Source organism: Roseiconus lacunae (genome assembly GCF_008312935.1).
Classification (GTDB): domain Bacteria; phylum Planctomycetota; class Planctomycetia; order Pirellulales; family Pirellulaceae; genus Stieleria; species Stieleria lacunae.
On sequence record NZ_VSZO01000001.1, the window covers coordinates 1,528,359 to 1,547,396 of the forward strand.

Here is a 19,038-nt window from a genome sequence, read left to right on the forward strand (position 1 = left end):
TCCAAAGTGTCCGCCCCCTGTGAATCCGGTGATCGATGTACGGGCACCGTGACACCTCTTCCCAGGCTTGGCGAATCGCGAACCTTCGAACCTATCGGCAATTTTGGCTGGACGGGTTGAGTCGATCGTAGGGCGAATTCCGGGAGAATCGACTTCAGGGTTCGCAGGGAACCTGTTTTCCACCTATGATTAAAGTACCGGCCGATCGCAGGATTGCGTTTTAACCGCATCGATGACCGACTCGTCCGCCACCCACCCTTCCCGCACACTTTCGTCACGCCTGGGAAAACCCCGCTGGTTTTGACACCAGAGACTGGTTCAGACACCAGAAACACGGAAAACATTGATGATTAGGCAAACCTATCGAACTTTGACGGCTGCGGTCATGATCGCAGCGATCGCAATCGGACCGATCGCGTCTGCGTGCCCGTTTTGCGAGTCGGTTCAGCAAACAATCCGTCAGCAATCTGAAACGATGGACGCCGTCGTGATTGCATCAAGCTTGGACGGCGAATTGACCCGGAACCTCACCACCGGCGTCGTCAAAATGAAGGTCGAGAAGGTCCTCAAAGGCGGCGAGCATGTTAAAGCGGGCCAAACCGTCGACGCAATTTACTTTGGTAAAGTCGAAGTCGGGCGACGTTTCCTTCTCTCCGGTGTCGACCCGCCGAACCTGCAGTGGTCGTGCCTGCCGGTGAACGAACGCAATGAAGAGTACATCGTTAAAGCGACCGAGATCGAAGACGATCCGGTTGCCCGGCTGCGTTTCTTTCGGCAGTACCTTGAAGACGAAGATCCGTTAATTTCACGTGACGCCTACGACGAGTTTGCCTCGACGCCCTACGAAGAAATCTCCAAAATCGGCCCCGACATGGACCACGATCGACTGATCAAATGGGTTCAAGAACCCGAAATGGGTGTCGACCGCAAGCGACTCTATCTCACCATGCTGGGGATCTGTGGTAGCGAGAAAGACGTGCCAATGCTCGAAGAGATGCTGAAGAACCCAACCAAAAGCGTCTCCAATGGACTGGACGCGTTGATCGCTTGCTATCTGACGCTCTCCGGTGAGAAAGGTCTGCCACTGATCAATGAGCTTTATATTGCAAACAAGAAAGCTCAGTTCTCGCACACCTATGCCGCCATCATGGCGTTGCGGTTCCATGGGACCGAAGGCAACGTGATTCCTCGGAGTGCACTCTCTGAATCGTTACACAAAATTCTCGAACGCGAGCAACTCGCCGATATGGTGATTCCCGATTTGGCCAAATGGCAAGATTGGAGTCAGATCGATCGGCTGACGAAACTGTTCAAGGAAGTCGATCCGAAGGATAATTGGCTTCGTGTTCCGGTGATCAATTACATGCGTGCGTGTCCGCTGCCTGAAGCCGCCAAGGCGCTGAAGGAATTCGAGAAAATCGATCCCGAAGCAGTTCGCCGAGCAAAAGCATTCTTTCCCGCACCGGTTCCGGTTCGGCCCAAAGCTGACGAGGAATCGACCACGCAGATCAACTCACCTGAAAACCCCAGTAGTGTGGCCGAGAGCACGTCCGGCGAACCGGTCCTGTCGGTGGCAAAGCCGACCGATCATCCGGCGACCGAACCCCGTCTCGGCACACGCTATGCAGCCGCAATGGCTAACCAAACTCCCGCACTCAGTGGCATCGTTGCACAACAGAGCGACCTGACCGAAGCGTCGAACCCTTGGGAGTTCGCTTGCGTACTGTTGGTTTCATTGGCAAGCTTGGTCATCATGGTCTTCCTGGTGCTTACCGGAGGACCCGTGGTTGATCCCAAGCCTGAAAACTAGGTTCGAATGAGACCCGTTTCGCAACTAATCCCTGCAGCGGAATTTAGACGTTAGTGATGGCTACCACCGAATTTCAAATGTCAAATACCGCCGACGTGGCGGACTTTCCCTATCGGGCACTCAGCCGAGGCGCAATCGTTTCGGTCATACTGATGGTTGTCGGATTGATTGGCCTGATCCCAACCTTTGAAATGCTGCTCGTGTTCACGATACCGGGTGCATTGTGTGGTTTGATGGCGATTCGCTCGATTCGCCGCTACCCGGATGAATTCAGCGGTCTTGGGCTCGCAAAATTCGCGCTGCTCACCAACCTTGTATTGCTGGTCGGAGGTGTTTCAATGCACACCTACGTTTATTTGACCGAGGTGCCCCCGGGGCATGTACGGGTCCCGTTTTCCCAGCTGATTTTTGAAGCCGAACCCGATCGGCCGACCGAGGCGGCGTTGGAACTCGACGGAAAAGACGTCTTTATCAAAGGCTACATTCATCCGTCCAGTGGCGGCGGAATGCTTCGTCAGTTCGTTCTCGTCGGTGACCTGGGGACCTGCTGTTTCGGCGGCCAGCCGAAGAGCAGCGAGATGATTGAGGTCACCTTGACGGGCGGCGAAACTGTCAAGGGAGGCATGACTCGACGAAAACTCGCCGGGAAATTCATTCTCAATCGAATTCCCCAGAACCGAACCGATTTTGACAACGCGGTGTTTTATCGGATAAAGGGAAGCTCGGTGAACTAGCGCGTCGACGGTCCAACACCGTTGCAGTGGCTCGCGCTACCCGCCTCACAACCTCCTACCCACCGACGCAACGATGACCAACCAGCCGATCGCGATCCTCTCGATCGTTTTCTTGACCGCGATGTGTTCGTTGCCTGCATTAGGCCAGGAACCCAAGAAAAAGGTTCCCCTTCGCCTGAGCACAGAGGCACAGCTTGCGAAAGGCGAAATCAACTTCGACGATTTGAAGTTTGATATCGAGAAAGACGCCGCCTTCGATGACTCGATGTGGACCAAGCGGTTGAAGCGTCTGGACAAAAAGAAGGTGAAGCTACGTGGCTACATTTTGCCGCAAAGTGTTTTTCAGCAAAACGGGATCAAGCAATTCGTACTGGTGCGGGACAATCAGGAATGCTGTTTTGGTCCTGGTGCTGCGTTGTATGATTGTGTCTGGGTCAAAATGACTGGCGACAATACGGCCGAATTTTCTACCCGGCCGGTCACCGTCGAAGGCCAGTTTCACCTCGACGATGAATCGTTCAAGTACCCCGGCGGAACGGGACCGCCGCAAGCTCCCAATGCGACTCACATGGCCGTCTTTCGCATTGACGGTGTCGAAGTCGACTGAAAGACCGTTTCGGTTGCATCATCCGATCATGCTAGCTTGCGTCTCGACCGGGGATTGAGGTTCGGGAGATCAGCCGACGAGCATTGTCCAATCCCGGTTGTTGTCAGGAACCGTGGCTAACGCCGTTCGGCTGATGGCAATGATCGACGAAACGCCAGCGTCAGGCCTGCGGCACAAGAATGGGCTCGCATCGATTACCGGTAGGTTCGCTTGCAATCACCGGGACGTGCTAAACCAGTCGCAGCGGTGTGATCCGTTCGGCGCCTTCGGCCAGTAACAATGTGCTGCCTCGCGGCATGGTCTCGATAAAACGACGGAGGAGTTCGTTGACTTGCCCAGGCCAACAGTAGGCATAGACCACCTCCGCACCGGTTTTCATTTTCGGACTGATTTGTAAATCCAAGTAGCTGCCTTGGGTGACGTGCGCATCGATCGAATGCGATTGGAACAAACCTCGGGAACGATGGACCAGTTCTTCGTCAATTTCGATTCCGCTGGCAGACTTTCCGAGGAGCGCCGCGATACCGACCCCAATTCCGATTCCGCTGCCCCATTCGCAGTAGCTGCGGCCGGGTGTCGATCGAATGTAGCCGTAGAGTACCTCGGGGTTGCTGGGGACGTAGTCAAAACAGTCCACGCCCTTGGCCCTTGTTGCGGCAGCGGCAATCCAAGCCGCGATGTTCTCCGGGAGGGGCCCGAATTGGGGTTCGAGCAGAATCGGTTCAAGATTCATCGCGACAAGTGACATCGGACTTCTTTCGGTTGGCGGTTTTCGTAGTTGTGTAGCTATCCTCGTTGCCCGTAGCGAGAAGTTGCGATCGATTTCCCCGGTGGCGGAGAATCCTCAGTCAAATCGCTCACCGTCTGGTGCATTGCCGGTGCCAGGAATCGTTTGTGCGCCGTCAACCTTTGAGATTACGATTAGCCGCATGGCGTTCCCCACGATTTCGGTGCAGTAACCGGGGCGGACGCCCGTCGGCTGATGAGCCGAACCCGAACATTGGGTCTAGAAAGTACCCAGGTTGGCATTACGTATTTCGACTGGGCGAAACCGCTTCGCTAATCCGCGCGACCACGACGGTGGTGAACGCTCCAACGGTTGCGAGGTGCGTCCATGCGATGATCGCTTTGCCCGCTTCGTTTTTGATTTGGAAGCTGACCAAGACCAAAACGATTACCGCGATGGCCAGTCCTAGAAACACCGATCGCTGACTGATTTTGGGGCAGAACAGCCCGAGTAGGAACACGCCGAGCAGCAACCCGGCGGCAAATCCGGCGATCGTCAGGGCGCTGGTGACGACGGTTTGATCGAGTTGACTTGCCCAGATCGCGATGCCCATCTGAATGATACCGAATAGGATGGTCATCGCCTGGCTTGTTCGCAACAGTGATCGCCCGTTCGGTTCCGTTCCACGGCGTCTTTTGACAAACGGAACGTATAGATCGTTGAGCAGCGCCGAAGAAGACGCACTGAGTGAACTCGACAGCGTGCTCATCGCTGCGGCCAAGATTGCGGCCAGCATTAGCCCGATCAATCCGTAGTTTACCGGGAAGTGATGAACGATGAAGTAGGCGAATACCTGATCCGGTTTCTCGGGGGCGACTGAGTTTGTGTTCGCGAAGAAGCAAGCGAGTGAAACCCCGATCCAGAGAAACAACGCAAACTGGATCATCACCACGAACGCGCTGCCAATGATTGCTCGACCGGCTTCCTTTTGACTGCGTGCACTCAGATAACGCTGCACCATGATTTGGTCTGTGCCATGGGTTCCGATGGTCAGGACTGCCCCGCCCAACAGACCGCCCCAAAAGTTCAGTGGTTCGGAAAGATCAAAGCGCAGGTCAAACATCGTTAGACGCCCGGTTTGATCGGCGAATTGATAAATCGCCGACAAGCCGCCTGGGATCGCTTGGGCAAGGATCATGACCGCAGCGACACCGCCGATCATGTAGATCACGAACTGCACGCAATCATTCCAGACCACCGACCGCAATCCACCGATCGCCGTATAAACGATTGTCACCAATCCCATGACAATCACGCTGGACGTCAGTGACCAACCTAAAAGCGTCTGGACGACAACGGCCGCGAGGTACAGACGCAGCCCATCGGAAAGGTTGCGCGTCACCATGAACATCATCGACGCGGCAGTCTTGACTGCCTTGCCGAGTCGTTCGTCAAGGACTTCGTAGGCGGTCAATAAGCGGCGTTTGAAGTACAGCGGCAACAGAAAACGAACGACAAGGATACGGCCCAGGACCAATCCGAACGTCAAATGTAGCCAACGAAATCCGTTGCCCGCATACGAATCACCTGGCAGGCTGAGCACGGTCGCGGTACTGGTTTCCGTCGCGACAATTGAACCGAGAATCGCCCACCATGGCAGGTCACGTCCGCCGACCAGAAACGTCTCTGCGTCGCGGTTTTTACGACCGCTTAGCACGCCAATTGCGACGGCTATAAGTAACACGACGCCTAAGACGATCGCGTCGACGGTTCCAAGTTCAAATAGCATGCACGATCCCGAACTGTCCGGTTAGTCGGTCAAAGGCATCATGATACCGGAACGGTCATTGCTGTAGCTTGGACCCCCGCGGGCGAGCGTATCTTAAAACGGAAATTGCCAGGGGATCATGACCATCGCGACCACAAAGACCAACAGTGACAGCGGCAAACCGAATCGGAGGTAGTCGGAAACGCGGTAACCGCCAACGGTATAGACCATCAAGTTCGTTTGGTATCCGAACGGGGTCAAGAAGCTTGCCGACGCCGCGATCATCACGGCAATCACGAACGGAGTTTCGTTGACGCCTAGTGTGCCGGCCGCTCCCAGGCTGACGGTCAGCATGATCAAGGCCGCGGCCGTGTTGGTGATCAATTCGGTGCAGAGCATCGTCAGCAAATAAACCAACGCTAGCGTTAGCTTGGGATTTCCTTGCGCCAAACCGATCACACCTTTGGCGATCGCTTCGGCGGCACCACTTTTCTCTAGCGACGAACCGATGCCGATCGTCGCACCGATCACAATCAGGATGCGCCAGTCGACGGCGCGGCGGGCTTCGTGCGCGGTGCAGCAACGGCAAGCCAACATCGCCAAGGTGGCGACCATCGCGGCGGTCAATATCGAAACCCATCCGAGGGCGGCGACGCAAACCATCGTCACCATGATCGCGATCGCGTACCATGCTTTCTCATGCCGCCGGACGGCTTCACCGCCGACCGCACTGACAAGAAAGAAGTCCCGCAATTCTTTGGCGCGGTGAATGAACGACGGTGATGCTTCGAGTAATAACACGTCGCCGGTTTCGAGACGGACGTCACCGATTTTGCCTTCCAGTCGTCGGTCACCCCGGGCGACGGCTACGACGGCGGCGTTGTAATTACTGCGGAATCGCCCTTCGCGAATCGTTTTGCCCAGCAGGGAGCAACGTGAGCTAACGACCGCTTCCACCAAAGTGCGTCGCCATGCGGGGATCTCCAGTTTCCGCCCTTGATCATCCGGGGTCAGCAGGCCACGGATTTTCCTCAGGTCGACGACGGAGTCGAGCGCGCCGACCAAGATCAGTGCATCGTCGCCTCGTAATCGTTCGTTGGGTTTGGCCGCGATCACGTCGTCGCCCCGTTGGATCTCGGCAACATACAATCCTGCCAAACTACGCAGTCCCGCGTCCTCGATGGTCTTTCCGACCAACGGTCCGGATGCGTCGACCAACATTTCTACGGTGTATTTTTTTGGATCGTCACTCGCGCTGACCGCCGCACGCCGATCCGGAATCAGCCGATTGGAAAACATGACCATATAAATCACACCCAAGACCGCTGCGGGAACGCCCACAACGGCAGGGGCAAAGAAGCTGATCGGTTCGCCGCCCCGCGAAGCGAACTCGTCGCGGACAATGAGATTGGTGCTCGTTCCCATCACGGTGCACATGCCGCCAATGATCGCGGCGTAGGAAAGCGGCAGCAGCAATCGGCTGGAACTTGTATGGAGCCGTTTCGCTGTGTCGTCAACGATCGGGATCAGGGCGGCGACCACGGGCGTGTTGTTCAGGAACCCGCTCAATCCTGCGACCGGAGCCAAAATGCGTAGCTGAGCCCCACGCAACGTTTTTGCGCGATCGAGAAACCACCCGGTCGCTAGCTTGGTTGCGCCGGTCATTTCGAGCCCCGCCACGACGGCAAAAAGCAACCCGATCGTCAATAGCCCTGGGTTGCCAAACCCTTTGACCGCTTCCAGCGGTGTGGGAAGCTTGTCGGTGCCGGTCAAGTCCTGGACGACGACCAGGACAGCCAAAAACGCCATCGCCAACACATCCGTCGGCGCAAGTCGAAACGCCAGGCTGATGAGCAACCCGGCGGCGACGAGGAGCGATAAAACGGCAGGCCAATCCATCGATGATCAAAAGGACAGAAAACGGATGAAGGTGACTGATAGTTCCGGCGAAACGGCTGGCGATTTGGTCGTCCGGCGGGCCGTTTGACGGTTGACATTCGGCAAACGATAGTCCGTGAGAGTGGTTTCGGTCAGGCGGTGAGCGTTTTTTTCCGATCAAAGGCCTTTAAATCGTCGCCACGTATCTGAAATCGGCGTTCTCGGTACAATTTGACAAGAATTTTGCATCCGGGTTCACCCGACCGCGACGATTGCCATTGGTTATGACGAGTAGCGATAAATCATCCCCGATCGACGAACTGCGAGCCCAGTATGAGGAGCTAGCTGAGCTGTCCGGTTCGTTGGCGCACGAAATCAAGAACCCGTTGTCGGTGATTCATATGAACATCGACCTGCTCAGCGAAGACCTCGCCGATTGGCATTCACCGGAAAGCCGTCGACCACTCGAACGCGCCAAAATCATTCGTGATCAGTGCGTACGGATGCAAGGATTGCTGCGTGACTTTTTGCGATACGCCCGATTGCGAGACATCGATTTGGTGTCCGGTTCGCTAAACGATCAATTGGAAACGGTGCTTAACGCCTATAGCGCCGAAGCGGCACAGCGCGAAATCGAAATCGTTCGCTTTCTTGACAACGATTTACCTTCGATAGCCCTCCACAGCGATTCGCTGCAAGCGGCTCTGATGAATCTCGTCAAGAACGCACTCGAAGCGACCGACCGCGGTGGGCAGATATTAGTTCGTACCTACACCACCAATTCCGGTGTCGCAATGGATCTGATCGACACCGGCCGAGGGATCGACGGTAACACGATCATGCATATGTTCGAGCCCTTTTACACGACCAAGGAAGGCGGTAGCGGGCTAGGATTGCCGACGGCCCGCAAAATCATCGAAGCCCACTCTGGTCGGATGAGTGTCGAAAGTGACGTCGGCCAAGGAACTAAGTTCACTTTGGAATTCCCCGCTTTGCGGCGAATCATCTAGCCGCAGCGGTTCAGTTCGATTTTCTTAATCGCGTCTCACCGACGACGAAACCTGTTGCGAATCGCTCGACTCTGAATAGCGTAGAAGGGACGCCACGGCTCGTGCCCTGTTTAGGTTTGATTCTAGGGTAGCGAAACTCGCCGAGAGCTTCGGTTTAGCTATCGCCGGCGTCCTCTCTGCAAAAGCCGCCTACGCGATCGCGACTTTTGCGGAACAAGCGACGGCTATGCTACCGGCCTTTGTTTCCCATCCAGATGAACTTGAGTGCCATGATTCTACGGTCCTGCTATTGTTTCGCGTCGCTTGGTCTGTTGTTGACGCTGTGTTCATCCAGCGGACTCGGGCAGGATGTTCCTGCGGTTGATCTGGTGGAATCGGCGGTACCGAATTCCGAGACCGAAACAACGGAGTCGAGTCACGAAGGGCCGGAGTTGGCGGCCTCCGGATCGTCCGAGCAAGCAAGTCAAGCAGACCAGATAAACGAGGAAGAGAGCGATCGAATGGACGGGCCGGTGCCCGATGCCGATTCGGTTGCTGGGCAGGAACCGATCGCGGCGGAGCGGACGAACTCATTGCCGGCGCAGCCGCCAAGCAACTCCGGATTGTCCCAGGCACGAACCCTCTTGATCCACAATACAAAGATCGCCGCGACGATCAGTGGCTTGGTCAAAAGTGTCGATGTTTCTGCGGGGCAAACGATTTTAGCGGACACCATTGTTGCCCGGCTCGACGACAGGCTTGCCGAGCAGGAAATGATCGCTGTCAAAGCTGCGTACCAGGCAAAACTTCTGGAAAGCCAAACCGATACGATCATTCGAGACGCCGCCCAAGAATTCGAGACACGACAAACAGATCTGCGGCAAGCCCAACTCGCAAACCAGACCTACACCGGTGCGGTCAGCGAGATGCAACTTCGTCAACTGCGGTTAAGGGTCGAGCGATCTGAATTGAAACGCGAGCAGGCGGAGTTGCAAACGCGTGTGGCTACCGCATCGGCGGATCATGCCAAGGCCAAGCTTGAGATCGCAAAGGAGATCTTAGCCCGGCACCGGATTCGTTCTTCTCGCAACGGCATCGTTGCCGAAGTCATCGCGCAAGCAGGGCAATGGGTCCAGGCCGGTCAACCGGTCGTTCGAGTCATTTCGCTTGATCCCATTCGTGTTGAGTGTGAAATCGATCCGGCATTGATTCACGACCGCATCATTGGCCAACGAGTTCGCTTTGTTCCGTACCAAGCGGATCGTAGCGTTTTGTCATCTGAACAGTCGTCCGCTCCTGAATTGCACGGCGAGATTTGCTTCGTCTCAAACGAAGTCACCTCGGTATCAGGACGCGTTGTCGTGTGGGCTGATATGGCTAACCCCGATGGAAGAGTCCGATCCGGGGTTGTCGGAACGCTTCACCTGGACGGATCGCAATCGGTATCGGAAACGAGTGAATAGGTCTAAGAATAGGCAGAATCCGAATCATGGATTGAAGCGTCCCGGAAAACGTGTTTCGCTAACCGGAAAGTTCTAGTCCGATCGCGATTTTCTTGGTCCCATTCGCGGGGGCAACCGAATAGCGAGGGGATATTTGTTAGCTGGCGAATCCGCATCGCTGCTAGAACGAGGCGAGCGTAGACTGCTAAACTGAAGCAGTTCTTTCGCAATCTATTTCCTCGCAGCCCTCCGCGATCCATTGTCATCTTGGTCAGTCATCCTCGCCGGCGTCCGTCACAATTGGCGCACCACCTTGTCCGTTGCGTTGGGGGTGGCGATCGCGACATCGGTGATTGTCGGTGCGTTGTTGGTTGGCGATTCGATGCGCGGCAGTTTGCGCGAGTTGACTGTCGAACGTCTCGGCAAGATTGACACCGTCATCGCCCCTGGCGGTTTTTTTGAGACCGAATCGATTGCGTTGCGGGTCGGTCAAAGCGAAGAACACGTCGCGCCGATTTTGTTATTCGATCAAGCCGTGATCGAAGCAACCGTTGACGATCAAATGCGACGATCGGGATCGGTGCAAGTCGTCGGTTGTGATCCTTCGTTTTGGAAGCTTGACACATCCGGCGTTGTCCCCACTGTCGAGCTTGATGACGATTCAGTGGTGATGACAGAGTCGTTGGCGAGCGAGCTTGGGGTTCGGGTCGGCGATCAAGTCACGGTCCGTTTACCGGTCGAGCAAGCTGTGCCCGCGGATAGTCCGCTAGGCCGCAAAGACGTGCAAACCGAAGGCATCCCGCGACTAAACGTCGCTGAAATCTTGCCCGACAAAGGCTTGGCAAGGTTTTCGCTCGCCGCTTCTCAAGCGAGTCCCAAGAATGTTTTCCTGTCGCGGGAGCTTGTCGCTTCGGTTCTTGATCGTGATGGGCAAGCCAACGTACTGCTTTCTTCCGAGCCCATCGAGGCAGAGAAGGTGCAGCCGACGCTTGCCGATCTTGGGCTGAAACTTGAACGAGTGACCAAGACGTTCGACGATAAAACTATCTTCGATTATTACAACTTAACGAGTGACCGTTTGCTGATCAGCGATCCGGCGGTCGATGCGATCACCGCGGCATTTCCCAGCGACAAGGTGACGCCAACCCTGACCTATCTCGCCAATGAGATTCAGCGGAAGAAGGAGGGTGCGGCGGACGGATCGGCTGAGTTCCCACGCGTGACCTACAGCACCATCGCGGCGGTTGATTCGTCTTCGCTAATGCCGCTCGACTACGGCAATGTGAAATCCACCGATCAGAAAACCGTTGTGCCGATCATCGTAAATTCATGGCTCGCCGACCGAATGAAGTTGTCGGTTGGTGATCAGCTTGTGATCGACTATTACGAGCCGGAGGTTAAAAACGGTAAAGAAATCGAACGACAATTCGAAGCAACCGTGGTTGGAATCGTTCCGATTACCGAACCGGAACGCCCTTACCGAAGGCGTCGAGAAGCGGTTTACAGCAAACGACCGACGCGCTACAACGATCCGGCGCTGACACCAACGGTTCCCGGTGTCACCGACCAGGACTCGATGAGCGATTGGGACACGCCTTTCGAACTGACCCGCGAAGTGCCGGACGAGGACGATCAGTATTGGAAGAATCATCGTTTGACCCCCAAGGCGTTTATTCCGCTTGCCGCGGGACAGGCGTTGTTCTCCAGTCGGTTCGGTCAGACCACCGGTTTAATGATCGAAACCTCCGTTGCGACTGACCTTGACCAACTGAGTGAGCGAATTCTTGCCGCGACCGCCACGACGCTACCCGAGCTTGGATGGCAACCACGCTCGATCCGGGGCGCCCAGTTGGCGGCGTCCAAAGGCACGACGCCGTTTGATGGTTTGTTTTTGTCACTCAGTATGTTCGTGATTTTTTCCGCAGTGATGCTGATCGCAATGCTCTTTCGCTTGGGCTTAGTCACCCGCAGCAGCGAACTTGGAACATTAATCGCGGTCGGATTGCGTCCCAAACAGGTCAGCCGTCTTTATCTTGGCGAGGGCTTGCTCACTTCGTTGTTTGGAGTCTTACTCGGGCTCGGCGGAGGCATCGCGTATGCCTTCGGGGTCCTCGCGGCGCTGCGAAGTTTTTGGGTGGGTGCCGTTACCGTTCCGTTCCTGACATTTCATGCGACGCCGACCAGTTTAATCATCGGTGGGTTAGCGGGGCTCCTCTGCGGACTCGGTGCGCTCTGGGTGACCACTCGGTCGATGCTGCGCAATGATGCCGTCGCGCTGCTGCGTGGTCGCGGCGAACTGGATGAAGTCGATGCAACGAAGCGTCTGCGTTGGCCTGACCGGACGGCGATCGGCTTGTCGATGATTGCAATCGCAGCAGGTGCGTTCGGTGCGGCGAGCGGTGGCCAGACGGCCGCCGGTGGATTTGTCGGCGGCGGAATGATGTTGCTCATCGCGATGTTGGTGTTCGTATATGGACGCTTCCGGAATGTCAAAACGCAACGCGACGACGGTACCTCGCAGCAATACGCCAACTACCAGCTTTCCGGACTTGCCCGCCAGAACTCAACGCGTGCGCCGCTTCGCAGTACACTGACCATCGGGTTGATCGCGACGGCGTCGTTTTTGATTGTCGCGATCAATGCATTTCGCTTGGTCCCCAGCGACGAAGGAACCGGGGGCTTCGATCTGCAGGCCGAATCGGCACAACCGATCTACCAAGATTTGGCCGATCCCGATGTCCAGTCAGGGCTCATGGGCGCCGATGCCAAACGGCTTGCCAACGCGTCGATCGTTTCGTTCCGTGTCCGCCGTGGGCAAGATGCCAGTTGCAACAACCTTTATCAAGCATCGGAGCCGACCGTTTACGGGGTTCCTGATTCGGCGGCAAAATCTTTGGATCGATTTCGGTTTTATGCCTCGGCGGCAGAAGCGGGCGAATTGGCTTGGTCGTTACTCGACACCGACGCCGAAGGAACGGCCGATGATCCCATCCCGCTAATCTTGGATCAAAACACCGCCATGTGGAGTCTGCAAATGATGGCGGGGGTCGGTGAAGTAAAAGCGTTTACTTATGACACGACGACGGTTCATTTTAAAGTCGTCGGCTTGCTGGAGAATTCGCTGCTGCAAGGTCGACTGATGATTGGCGAAGGTAACTTTCAGCGGTTGTTTCCCGAAATCAGCGGGTATCGTTTCTTCTTGATCGGCGAGAGCGGATCGACCATCGACATCGCGGCGGTGACACAGGCGTTCGAATCGCGGTTGGGTGACGTCGGGTTTGATGTGTCCGATTCCCATGAGGTACTTGCCGGAATGATGGCGGTGCAAAACACGTATTTACGAACCTTCCAAAGCCTGGGGGGGCTCGGTCTGCTGCTGGGAACGATCGGGCTGGCAATCGCTCAATTGCGTAATTTGTTGCAACGCCGTGGTGAGTTGGCGGTCATGCGTGCGATCGGGTTCACTCGTCGACGCCTCGCACTATTAGTCGTCGGGGAGACGGCATCGTTACTCGCGATGGGCATCGGCTGCGGTGTGTTGTGTGCGGTGTTAGCCGTGCTCCCGTATGCGTGGTCACAGGGCACCCAGCCACCGGTGCTTGAACCGCTGTTGTTGGTGCTTGGGATTTTTCTTTTCGGATTGGTGGCCGGGCTCGTGGCGGCCATTCAAGTCGCGCGAATGAGATTGTTGGAATCGTTGAGGGGATCGTGAAGGAAATTGTGATTGATGCGGCGGCGCTACCCAAGCTAAACGTTCCGGCCTATCAACTGGCGATCGACGAAGCGGCCCTTTCGATGGCCGAAGCAGGCGAGATCGGTACCACGTTCCGAACTTGGGAACTTTCCTCACCGACGGTGATCCTTGGCAGGTCGTCCAAAATTGAATTGGAAACCGATCGGGAGTTTTGTCGACGCCGAGGGATCGGGATTTATCGTCGCTGCAGTGGCGGCGCTGCAATTGTCGCCGGGCCGGGATGCCTGATGTACAACGTAATCGTTTCTTTGGACGAGCACCCCGAAGCTGCGAAGATTGATCGTGCCCACCAGCTGGTCATGTCGCGAGTTCTCGAGGCGGTAAAAAAACAACTGCCCGCTGCGCGCAAGCAAGGGATCTGTGATCTGACGGAAGGCGACCGCAAGTTTTCCGGAAATGCGCTGAGAATCAGTCGACGTCACTTGCTGTATCACGGAACGCTGCTTTATGACGTCGACTTGGAGGTTCTACAGCGGTGCTTGGCGTTCGCCCCCCGGCAACCAGATTATCGCGATGGCCGCGATCACGGGGCTTTTGTCACCAATGTACCGCTCGATCCGACCCTGCTCCGCAAAGACCTTGCAGGGGAATTTGGCGTCGACGGCCAAATCGATGCGCGGGATCTGATACCAACAGCAGACAAGCTGATTGAGCAGCGATATGGTCGTGAGGCATGGCACACGCGGCATTAGTGTGGTGTGCGGGTGGTCTGGTCTTGCATTCTGGTAAACATCTGCGCAAACGCGTCACACGAGGACGTCTTGCTATCGACCGACGAGTGTTTTGTTTCGGTTCAGGTTTAGGAATAGGCGAACGGCGTTGGCCACGGTTTCCGAGCAATCACCGTGGTTCACGCACATCGGCCGAAGACTCGCATGGAAATTTTCAAAAGGGCAGAGCACGAAGTGGGTTCTCTTGGCATCCCCGGGCGATCAAGGTTCAATGATCGCGGTCGTAGGGCTTGCGTGGGGCAAAAAGTCGTCGCCAACGATGAAGATTGCCACGATGTTCCTGTTCGGCTGAGTACACTGCGGTAGCGACCCGCGGAGTTTTTCGCAAACAAGTTGATTTTGCGAAACAACTCGGGGGTTTCGTGGTTTTAAATAGTTAGCGCCCGCATCCCACCTCATGCGATCCCCTCTCATCCACACCACCGGTGGACCTCTCATGCCTCGATTGCAGCGAACTAAGCCTTTGGGTTCAATGCCTCTGGATTCAATCCCCTCGGGTAAGATCCCGGTCTCTTCCCGATCATTTGTGCGGCACCGTGGTGGTGCCGCCGGTGCATTGGTCGCATTCCTGGTTGTCGTCGGAATCATTGGCGCGATCGGTTATGCCATGTTTTCTGATCGCGAGCAGGGCATCAAGCCGGGCAGCTTGATCACGCAGCCGGTGACCCGCGGTCCCTTCGACCACATTGTCCTTGAGCAGGGCGAAATTGAGAGTAGTAGTAATATCGAGGTCACCTGCCAAGTGAAATCGCAGAGCGGTGGTGGGGTCTCGATCCTGTGGGTCGTCGACGAAGGCACCCGCGTGCAAGAGGGCGACAAACTTGTTGAGCTCGACTCATCGGCGCTGGAGCAGAAGCTGAACGAAGACAAGATTGGCGTGATCACTGCGGAAGCGACCGTGACGACTGCGAAAGCCCTTGTCGAACAAGCAAAAATCACTCGCCAGGAATATCTTGATGGCGTGTACATGACGGAAGAGAGTGCGTTGAGAAGCGAAATCTTGATCGCCGAGCAAGACTTAGTGAAGGCTCAAAAAGCACTTGAGAGTAGTCAACGCTTGGCCGCAAAAGGGCTGATCAAGTCCCTGCAATTGGAAGCCGATCGTTTTGCCGTTGCCAACGCCCGAAACCAACTTGAATCGGCCCAAGGTCGCTTGAAGGTGCTGCAAAACCTGACCAAGAAGAAAATGTTGGTGCAGTTCGACAGCGAAATCGAATCCGCACAAGCTCAGCTTTCTGCTTACGAAAGCGAGCTGCTTGAAGAGCAAACACAGTTGGCCGACACAGAGCAGCAGATCAAGAATTGCCTCATCACCGCTCCGGCGGCGGGGGTTGTCGTTCACGCCAACCGCTACAGCAGTCGAGGTGGGAACGCCGAGTTTGTCGTCGAAGCCGGGGCAACCGTTCGCGAACGACAAGAGTTGATCTACCTTCCCGACCCTTCGAAAATGCAGGTCAAATGCAAAATCAATGAATCTCGCATCACACTGATATCTGAAGGAATGGCGGCGAAGATTTCCGTGGATGCGATTCCAGGATTGGTCCTCAAAGGTCGCGCGTCAAAAGTCAACCGCTACGCCGAGCCGAGCAGTTTCTTTAGTTCGTCGATCAAAGAGTACGCGGTGACGATCGATATCATCAATCCGCCGGAAACGATTCGAACCGGGATGACTGCCGAAGTGCAGATTTTCGTCGAGCAACTCGACAACGCGATTCAAATGCCGATCCAAGGCTTGTATGAGCACGGCGGAAACATGTACGCGTTGGTGCAAGAAGGCCCCCAAGCCTTCCGGACCCAAGAAGTCGAAATCGGTGCTACCAACGATACCATGGTGACGATCAAGGGCGGCATCGATGAAGGCGAGACCGTGGTGCTCAATTTGCGAGATCACTTGTCGTTGATGGACTTGCCAGAAGTTGTGGCTGAGGACAACAGCGAAATGCGAGAGATCGCCGATGTCGATGAAGATCGTCAGCGCGGTAACAATCGCCAAGGCCGGGATGGCCCGCCGCAAGGACCTGGTGGCCCCGGCGGTCCGAGAGATTCCGGCGAACCGCGAGGTCCACGCGGCGCAGCCGCGTCCGGAGGCCCACGGGGAGGTCCCGGTGGCGAACGGCCTAGCCCAGCGGCAATGGTTCAACGCATGCTTGAACGCAACGATACCGACGGTGATGGTTCGATTTCGAGTGAAGAGATCCAAAAGATCGACGGCAACTTTCGTGACCGAATTCAGTCCGCCGACAGCGACGGTGACGGCACCGTGACACGCGCCGAACTGATGAAAATGGTCAGCCAAGGGGCGGGGAGCTGATTGAATTATGTCGATGACTGACGCCTATCGATCGGCCGATACCGGCCCCGAAGATACCGCGACTAATCCCAAACGTTTGGCGACGTCGATCCGTGATCTGCAAAAGCACTATGTGCTCAAGAGTGAAACGGTCAAAGCACTTCGCGGCGTTTCCTTTGATGTCCCCGAAGGCGACTACGTCGCGATCATGGGGCCTTCGGGTAGTGGGAAAAGTACTCTGCTGAATTTGCTCGGTTGCCTCGACAAACCGACCAGTGGTTCGTTGATGCTGGGCGAGGATGACATCGCCACCATGACCGACGACGAACTCGCGCAGATTCGTTCCGAACGCATCGGGTTCGTTTTCCAATCGTACAACTTGATCCAGCAACTCAGTGTTGTCGAGAACATTCAGGTGCCGTTGTACTACCAAGGTGTCATCGGCCCTAAAGAACGCGATCGATCGATCCAACTGGCGAAGCAAGTCGGTTTGGGTGAACGACTCGATCACCGGCCGTCTCAACTCTCTGGTGGTCAGCAGCAACGCGTTGCGATCGCTCGGTCCTTGGTCAATGATCCGTACTTTGTCCTCGCTGACGAACCGACCGGAAACTTGGATTCGGTCACGACCGACGAGATCCTCGGGCTATTCGACAAGCTAAATGACGAGGGCCGAACGATCATTTTGGTCACTCACGAAGACGATGTTGCCGCTCGCGCAAAACGTGTCGTCCGGCTCAAAGATGGGAAGCTCCACCGCGACGAAGTCAACGATCCGGAATCGCGGAAGCAGGCCCGTGAGACGCAGCGCAAAGTCGTCGAGCAACTCCTGCGGGAGGCAGACCGCTAATGCTCTGGATTCGCACCCTTCGACTTGGCGTGAAAAGTCTCGCCCTGCACCCGCTCCGCAGCGGATTGACCATGCTCGGGATCCTGATCGGGGTCTGGGCGGTGATTCTGCTCACTGCGATCAGCCAGGGCGCCAGTGACCAAGTCCAAAAACAAATCGAATCGCTTGGCGCGAACACCATCATTGTTCGCAGCCAAAAGCCACCGGAAGAGAAACTTGCCGGGGCACGTGCAAGCCAGTACGGGTTGCTGCGTAGTGACTTGGAAATGATTCTTGCGACCGTCCCGACCGTGAAAACTGCGATCCCAATTCGTGAAATCCGTCGGCAGTTCACCTACCGTGATCGGATCGTCGATGGCCGATTGGTCGGCTGCACACCAGGCTACGCCGGCGTCAACGCGCTCAGTATCCGCGAACAGGGCGGGCGCTTTTTGACCGATGCCGACGGGATGCGGAGTGACACCGTTTGCGTGATTTCGGCAGGGGTCGCCGAGCGTTTGTTTCCGTACGAGGAACCGCTTGGTAAACGCGTTTACATTCCCGAAAGTCAAGACTACTACCGAATCATTGGCGTTCTCGAAGCCAGGAATCCGTCGGCGGCGATCGGTGGTTCGCTTGATTCCCAAGATTTCTCGTCGGACATCTACATTCCGATCCAGACCCTGCGAAAGCGAATTGGGGACACGATCGTGACGCGTCGGAGTGGACAGTTCCAAGTGGAGATCATGGAACTGAATCAGATCACACTCCAAGTAGACACCGTTGATGAAGTTCGGTCGAGTGCGGCGATGATCGAATCCCTGCTGGAACGTAACCACAAAGAAATTGGTGACACCGCGGTCGTCGTTCCGCTTGAACTGCTCGAACAGGCGCGAAACCTGCGAATGATGTTTTTGGGGATCGGCGTGTTGATCGCTTGTATTTCGCTGATCGTCGGCGGTATCGGCATCATGAATATCATGTTGGCGAGTGTGACCGAGCGTACTCGAGAGATCGGTATCCGACGCGCTCTGGGCGCGAAACGGGCCGACATCGTGCGTCAGTTTTTGGTCGAAACGTTGGTGCTCAGTGTCTGTGGGGCGGCCTGCGGAATCCTTCTGGGGTTTCTCGGACCGGCGATGTATGAGGGCCTGATCTATGTGGTTCGCGAAGGATTCCCGGACAAGTTCGCGGCCTTGCCCGATGCGATCCGTGAAGCCAAGCCGACGATCGTTTATGAAACCATCCCCTTGGCGGTGGTGATTGCCGTCGCGGTCGGACTGGTCAGCGGACTTTACCCGGCGATCCGAGCGGCACGGATGAATCCGATCGACGCATTGCGACACGAATAAGCAATTCTAAACTCGCCCATTTGTGACTTCGACGACGGGTGACCATAATGGTCGCCCGTTCGCTTTGCGCGAACTGCCCTCCTTCCACATGCCGACGCCCGAACGAATCGAACACGGCTTTGGCATC

Annotated in this window: 13 protein-coding genes; 10 read left to right on the top strand and 3 right to left on the bottom strand. The window is 56.1% G+C overall.

From position 1 onward, the window contains the following. Positions 1-346: 346 nt before the first annotated feature. From FYC48_RS05780 to FYC48_RS05790, 3 genes are all read left to right on the top strand, one after another. On the top strand, positions 347-1,810 hold the full coding sequence (locus FYC48_RS05780; RefSeq protein ID WP_235034091.1) for a hypothetical protein: 1,464 nt from the start codon (positions 347-349) through the stop codon (positions 1,808-1,810). Between the two features lie 77 nt (positions 1,811-1,887). Beyond that, a complete protein-coding gene (locus FYC48_RS05785; protein ID WP_149495631.1) occupies positions 1,888-2,544 on the top strand; it encodes a hypothetical protein in 657 nt (218 codons plus the stop codon). Positions 2,545-2,617: 73 nt separating this feature from the next. Then, positions 2,618-3,151: a DUF3299 domain-containing protein gene (locus FYC48_RS05790; protein ID WP_149495632.1), complete on the top strand. Its 534-nt coding sequence runs from the start codon at positions 2,618-2,620 to the stop codon at positions 3,149-3,151. Positions 3,152-3,380: 229 nt separating this feature from the next. Here FYC48_RS05790 and FYC48_RS05795 read toward each other — a convergent pair whose 3' ends face one another. The 3 genes from FYC48_RS05795 to FYC48_RS05805 all read right to left on the bottom strand — a co-directional run bounded on the left by FYC48_RS05795 (position 3,381) and on the right by FYC48_RS05805 (position 7,545). Then, complete coding sequence (locus tag FYC48_RS05795; RefSeq protein WP_149495633.1) at positions 3,381-3,899, bottom strand: hypothetical protein; 519 nt, start codon at positions 3,897-3,899, stop codon at positions 3,381-3,383. A gap of 280 nt (positions 3,900-4,179) precedes the next feature. Further along, positions 4,180-5,667: a sodium:solute symporter family transporter gene (locus tag FYC48_RS05800; protein ID WP_149495634.1), complete on the bottom strand. Its 1,488-nt coding sequence runs from the start codon at positions 5,665-5,667 to the stop codon at positions 4,180-4,182. A gap of 93 nt (positions 5,668-5,760) precedes the next feature. Beyond that, positions 5,761-7,545 carry an SLC13 family permease gene (locus FYC48_RS05805; RefSeq protein WP_149495635.1) on the bottom strand — a complete coding sequence of 595 codons (1,785 nt, stop codon included), beginning with the start codon at positions 7,543-7,545 and terminating at the stop codon, positions 5,761-5,763. Positions 7,546-7,808: 263 nt separating this feature from the next. On the opposite strand from FYC48_RS05805, the gene FYC48_RS05810 reads away from it, so the two are divergent. The 7 genes from FYC48_RS05810 to FYC48_RS05840 all read left to right on the top strand — a co-directional run bounded on the left by FYC48_RS05810 (position 7,809) and on the right by FYC48_RS05840 (position 18,911). Further along, entirely contained in the window at positions 7,809-8,534 is a 726-nt protein-coding gene (locus FYC48_RS05810) for a two-component system sensor histidine kinase NtrB (RefSeq protein ID WP_149495636.1), read from the top strand. Positions 8,535-8,803: 269 nt separating this feature from the next. Continuing rightward, positions 8,804-9,976, top strand: coding sequence for an efflux RND transporter periplasmic adaptor subunit (locus tag FYC48_RS05815; protein WP_160149345.1), 1,173 nt, complete (start codon positions 8,804-8,806; stop codon positions 9,974-9,976). Between the two features lie 238 nt (positions 9,977-10,214). Then, a complete protein-coding gene (locus FYC48_RS05820; protein ID WP_149495638.1) occupies positions 10,215-13,667 on the top strand; it encodes an ABC transporter permease in 3,453 nt (1,150 codons plus the stop codon). Then, positions 13,664-14,401: a lipoate--protein ligase family protein gene (locus FYC48_RS05825; protein WP_149495639.1), complete on the top strand. Its 738-nt coding sequence runs from the start codon at positions 13,664-13,666 to the stop codon at positions 14,399-14,401. Before FYC48_RS05820 ends, FYC48_RS05825 begins: the two co-directional genes overlap by 4 nt. Before the next feature lie 511 nt (positions 14,402-14,912). After that, positions 14,913-16,751 carry an efflux RND transporter periplasmic adaptor subunit gene (locus FYC48_RS05830; RefSeq protein WP_235034092.1) on the top strand — a complete coding sequence of 613 codons (1,839 nt, stop codon included), beginning with the start codon at positions 14,913-14,915 and terminating at the stop codon, positions 16,749-16,751. Between the two features lie 13 nt (positions 16,752-16,764). Continuing rightward, positions 16,765-17,580, top strand: a complete 816-nt coding sequence (locus FYC48_RS05835) for an ABC transporter ATP-binding protein (protein WP_390622107.1) — start codon at positions 16,765-16,767, stop codon at positions 17,578-17,580. Beyond that, positions 17,580-18,911 carry an ABC transporter permease gene (locus FYC48_RS05840; RefSeq protein WP_149495642.1) on the top strand — a complete coding sequence of 444 codons (1,332 nt, stop codon included), beginning with the start codon at positions 17,580-17,582 and terminating at the stop codon, positions 18,909-18,911. Before FYC48_RS05835 ends, FYC48_RS05840 begins: the two co-directional genes overlap by 1 nt. Positions 18,912-19,038: the final 127 nt, after the last annotated feature.

Bases quoted from the DNA above. Each gene is read 5' to 3' on its own strand.
- FYC48_RS05790 (WP_149495632.1), top strand. From the start codon at position 2,618: ATGACCAACCAGCCGATCGCGATCCTCTCGATCGTTTTCTTGACCGCG.
- FYC48_RS05835 (WP_390622107.1), top strand. From the start codon at position 16,765: ATGACTGACGCCTATCGATCGGCCGATACCGGCCCCGAAGATACCGCG.
- FYC48_RS05815 (WP_160149345.1), top strand. From the start codon at position 8,804: ATGATTCTACGGTCCTGCTATTGTTTCGCGTCGCTTGGTCTGTTGTTG.
- FYC48_RS05795 (WP_149495633.1), bottom strand. From the start codon at position 3,899: ATGTCACTTGTCGCGATGAATCTTGAACCGATTCTGCTCGAACCCCAA.
- FYC48_RS05810 (WP_149495636.1), top strand. From the start codon at position 7,809: ATGACGAGTAGCGATAAATCATCCCCGATCGACGAACTGCGAGCCCAG.
- FYC48_RS05830 (WP_235034092.1), top strand. From the start codon at position 14,913: ATGCCTCTGGATTCAATCCCCTCGGGTAAGATCCCGGTCTCTTCCCGA.
- FYC48_RS05785 (WP_149495631.1), top strand. From the start codon at position 1,888: ATGTCAAATACCGCCGACGTGGCGGACTTTCCCTATCGGGCACTCAGC.
- FYC48_RS05800 (WP_149495634.1), bottom strand. From the start codon at position 5,667: ATGCTATTTGAACTTGGAACCGTCGACGCGATCGTCTTAGGCGTCGTG.
- FYC48_RS05780 (WP_235034091.1), top strand. From the start codon at position 347: ATGATTAGGCAAACCTATCGAACTTTGACGGCTGCGGTCATGATCGCA.
- FYC48_RS05805 (WP_149495635.1), bottom strand. From the start codon at position 7,545: ATGGATTGGCCTGCCGTTTTATCGCTCCTCGTCGCCGCCGGGTTGCTC.
- FYC48_RS05840 (WP_149495642.1), top strand. From the start codon at position 17,580: ATGCTCTGGATTCGCACCCTTCGACTTGGCGTGAAAAGTCTCGCCCTG.